The sequence below is a fragment of the Dietzia cercidiphylli genome, assembly GCF_014145145.1.
Classification (GTDB): Bacteria; Actinomycetota; Actinomycetes; order Mycobacteriales; family Mycobacteriaceae; genus Dietzia; species Dietzia natronolimnaea.
The window spans coordinates 1-3,871 of the sequence record NZ_JAALEA010000370.1; the positions used below are offsets into that span (position 1 = coordinate 1).

The 3,871-nt window shown below is 72.9% G+C and carries 6 protein-coding genes; all 6 read left to right on the forward strand.

Going from position 1 to position 3,871, the window contains the following annotated elements; genetic code table 11:
• Positions 1-63: 63 nt before the first annotated feature.
• Positions 64-687 carry a GTP cyclohydrolase I FolE gene (gene folE, locus G6028_RS13065; RefSeq protein ID WP_179524473.1) on the forward strand — a complete coding sequence of 208 codons (624 nt, stop codon included), beginning with the start codon at positions 64-66 and terminating at the stop codon, positions 685-687.
• 59 nt (positions 688-746) lie between these two features.
• Positions 747-1,568 carry a dihydropteroate synthase gene (folP, locus tag G6028_RS13070; RefSeq protein WP_179526138.1) on the forward strand — a complete coding sequence of 274 codons (822 nt, stop codon included), beginning with the start codon at positions 747-749 and terminating at the stop codon, positions 1,566-1,568.
• A complete protein-coding gene (gene folB, locus G6028_RS13075) occupies positions 1,568-1,960 on the forward strand; it encodes a dihydroneopterin aldolase (RefSeq protein WP_179524474.1) in 393 nt (130 codons plus the stop codon). The genes folP and folB overlap by 1 nt, the downstream gene beginning before the upstream one ends.
• Positions 1,957-2,481, forward strand: a complete 525-nt coding sequence (folK, locus tag G6028_RS13080) for a 2-amino-4-hydroxy-6-hydroxymethyldihydropteridine diphosphokinase (RefSeq protein ID WP_182610840.1) — start codon at positions 1,957-1,959, stop codon at positions 2,479-2,481. Before folB ends, folK begins: the two co-directional genes overlap by 4 nt.
• Before the next feature lies 1 nt (position 2,482).
• Positions 2,483-2,959, forward strand: a complete 477-nt coding sequence (locus G6028_RS13085) for a DUF3180 domain-containing protein (protein ID WP_182659131.1) — start codon at positions 2,483-2,485, stop codon at positions 2,957-2,959.
• A gap of 91 nt (positions 2,960-3,050) precedes the next feature.
• Positions 3,051-3,871 (forward strand): DUF6779 domain-containing protein (locus G6028_RS13090; protein ID WP_182659132.1); only part of this gene is annotated, 821 nt, incomplete at its 3' end.

The window sequence follows — 3,871 nt, forward strand, 5'->3', positions numbered from 1 at the left end:
TGGCGTGCCCCGTGGGAACGTGACGACTGACCTCCCGGTCGGTGTCGTGCGAGAAGAGGACTGATGACAACCCCTGACCACATCCCCGCGGCCGACGCCCGGTCGAGGTCCACCGACCGCGTGTTCGACGCCGAACGCGCCGAGGCCGCGGTCCGGGAACTCCTGATCGCCGTGGGTGAGGACCCGGAGCGCGAGGGACTCCTGGACACCCCTGCCCGCGTCGCCCGCGCCTACCGGGAGGTGTTCGCGGGGCTGTACACCGACCCCGCGGACGTGTTGTCCAAGACCTTCGACGAGGATCACCGCGAACTGGTGCTGGTGCGCGACATCCCCATCTACTCGACCTGCGAGCACCACCTGGTGCCGTTCCACGGGGTGGCCCACATCGGATACATCCCGGGGCGATCCGGTGCCGTGACCGGGCTGAGCAAGCTCGCGCGACTCGTGGACCTCTACGCCAAGCGCCCTCAGGTCCAGGAACGCCTGACCGGCCAGGTCGCCGACGCCCTGGTGGACAGGCTCCAGCCCACCGGCGTCCTCGTGGTGATCGAGTGCGAACACCTGTGCATGAGCATGCGGGGGATCCGCAAAGCCGGTTCCGTGACCACCACCTCCGCGGTCCGGGGCAGCATGCGGTCCAACGCCTCCACCAGGGCGGAGGCCCTCGGCCTCCTCCGGGGTACGTGAGCCACCCGGCCGCCCCGCCGCGCCCGTCCGTACTGCCGCGCCCGGGCCGCTGCGCGGTGATGGGCATCGTCAACGTCACGGAGGACTCCTTCTCCGACGGTGGGCGGCACCTCGCCCCCGAGGCGGCCCTCGCCCATGCGCGTCGCCTGGTCTCCGAGGGCGCCGACCTCCTCGACGTCGGCGGGGAGTCCACGAGGCCGGGTGCGATCCGGGTCGATCGGACCGACGAGGCGGCCCGGGTGATCCCGCTGGTCCGCGCACTCGTGGAGGAGGAGGTCACGGTCTCGGTCGACACCATGCGCGCCTCCGTCGCGGCGGAGGCCCTGGACTCGGGAGCGGCGCTGATCAACGACGTCTCCGGAGGCCTCGCCGACCCCGGCATGCTGGAGGTCGTCGCCGACCACGGCTGCCCCGTGGTGCTCATGCACTGGGTGTCTCCCGACCAGTACCGGGCGGGCGCCGGCGGGCGTGCCGACTACGGCGGGGACGTGGTGACCTCCGTCCGTGACCACCTCGCCCGCCGCGCCGACGCGGCGGTGTCCGCAGGCGTCGACGCGGGCTCGATCGTGGTGGACCCCGGGTTGGGCTTCGCCAAGGACGCCGCCGACAACTGGGCGCTGCTCCACCGACTCGACGTCCTCATCGACCTGGGCTTCCCGGTGTTGGTGGCCGCCTCCCGCAAGCGCTTCCTCGGGTCGCTCCTCGCCGACACCGCCGGTGTGCCCCGGGCGGTGGCCGACCGTGACCCGGCCACCGCGGCAGTCACCGCTCTCGCGGCGGCGGCGGGGGCGTGGGCCGTGCGAGTCCACGACGTCCCGCCGAGCGCCGACGCCGTACGGGTGACGGCCGCCTGGGCGGCCGGAGGGGTGGAGGAAGGCTGATGGCGGACCGGATCGAACTGAGGGGCCTGCGGGTCCGTGGCAACCACGGTGTCTTCGAGCACGAGAGACGCGACGGCCAGGACTTCCTCGTGGACCTGGTCCTGTGGACCGACTTCACCGCGGCCGCGGCGTCCGATGACCTCGCCGACACGGTCGACTACGGTGCGCTGGCGCTCTTCGCCCGCGACGTGGTGTCCGGGGCCCCCCGCGACCTGATCGAGACGGTGGCCTCGCAGATCGCCGACGGGATCATGGACCTGGCCCCGCAGGCACACGCGGTCGAGGTGACGCTGCACAAGCCGCAGGCCCCCATCCCGGCCGAGTTCGCGGACGTCGCGGTGGTGGCCCGACGCTCGCGTGTCCACGTCGACGGCCCGGGTGTGGACCGGTGACCTGTCGGGCCGTGCTGTCGATCGGCGGAAACCAGGGGGATTCTCTCGACCTGCTCCGTGGGGCGGTGGCCGCCGCCGCCCGGGAGGGCATCCTTCGTCGCGTCTCCTCCGTCTACGCGACCCCACCGTGGGGCGGGGTGGAGCAGGACGACTTCCTCAACGCGGTCCTCGTCGTCGACCACCCCGGGTCCCCCCGCGACGTGCTCGACTGGGGCTTCGCCCGGGAGCGCGCCGCCGGCCGCACACGCGAGGTCCGTTGGGGGCCGAGGTCCCTCGATGTGGACGTGGTGTCGGCGGAGGTCGACGGGACGCCGGTGCACTCCCGGGACGAGTCCCTGACCCTGCCCCACCCGCGCGCCGCCGAGCGCGCGTTCGTCCTGGTCCCGTGGTCGGAGGTCGAGCCCGGGGCCCGGCTCGACGGCCTCGCTCTCACCGACCACCTCGACGCCCTGGACCCCGCCGAGGTCGCCGCGGTCCGCCGGACGCACGACCGGCTGGCCCCCGAAGGGTGGAGCCGCTGACATGACTCGCATCGCGGTGTCCACCCTCGTCCTGGTCGCACTCGTCGCCGGTGTGGCCGCCTACTTCCTGACCGGTTCGCTGCTCGGGTCGCTGCCGCCCCTCGGGTGGGGATGGGTCACGCTCCCGGTGGTGGCGTTGATCGACGTGCTGCTTGCGCTCCGGATCCGGTCCGCGATCTCCGACGGCGGGGTCGGTCAGGACCGCAGTCAGATGCACCCGTTGACGATCGCGCGGTGCGCAGCCCTCGGGCAGGCGTCGGCCGTGCTGGGGGCCGCGGCCGGAGGTCTGGGCGTCGGACTCGTCCTCTACTTCGCACCGAGGTTGGGTGAGCTGGCGGCGGCCAGCGCCGAGCTGCCGCCGTCCGTGGCGGTGCTGGTGTCCGGGGCGCTGCTCGTGGGGGCAGGTCTGTTCCTCGAGTCGTCGTGCGAGACCCCGCCCTCCGACGATGACGTGGGGGGACTGGCCCAGTCGACCTGAGCGGATCGAGCGGTCAGCAGACGGCGGGCATCTGGAGGAACACGCGCTGGTTACCCGTGTGACTAGTGGTTCTCTGCGTATCATGCGGGGCATGAGTTCCGACGGCGCGATCGACAAGCCCCGATCCGTCCGCCCCGTCCGCGGCGACGACCGCGGCCTGGCGGGGATCGCTCTCGGGGCGCTCCTGGTGCTGGCACTCATCGCGACCGTGGTGATGGTCTTCTCCGACAATCCGGTGTGGATGCGGATCGGCACCCTCTCGGCACTCTGGGCGGCGTTCATCGGGGCGTTCCTCGTGGCCCGCTACCGGCGGCAGGCGGCGGCCGAGGCGGCCCGGGTCCGCGACCTGCACACCGTGTACGAACTGCAGCTCGAACGCGAGATCTCCGCCCGCCGCGAGCACGAGCTCGTGGTGGAGAAGGACCTGCGCGACTCCGTGCGTGCGGAGACCACCGACTCCATCCACGCGCTCCGCCACGAGATCGCCGCGTTGCGGGAGCAGCTCGGGCAGATGGGCGTCACCCTGACCGACGAGCGTCTCGCCGTGGGTGGTGACACCACAGCAGGGGAGCTCGGCGCCGGGTCGTCACTGCCATCGGTGCCGTCCGAGCGCGTCGAACCACGTCGTCGAGCACCGGAATCGACCCTGACACCCCCGTTCGGGACCTCTCCGTCGGGTCGCGCCTCGACCACTCCCGCCTCGACCACTCCCGCCTCGAGCAGCCCCGCGTCGTCCGGCAAGGCCGGTTCGACCCCACCCGCCTCGTCGAGCCCCTCCGGCCCGGTGCGCCCCCGGCCGTCGACGCCCGAGCCGACCGTCACCGGGGTCGGTCGTGACGTCACACCCAGCACCGAGCGCACCGAGAAGTTCTCGCCGGTCGAGGCGGGGGAGTCCCGCCCCGCCGGCTCCCG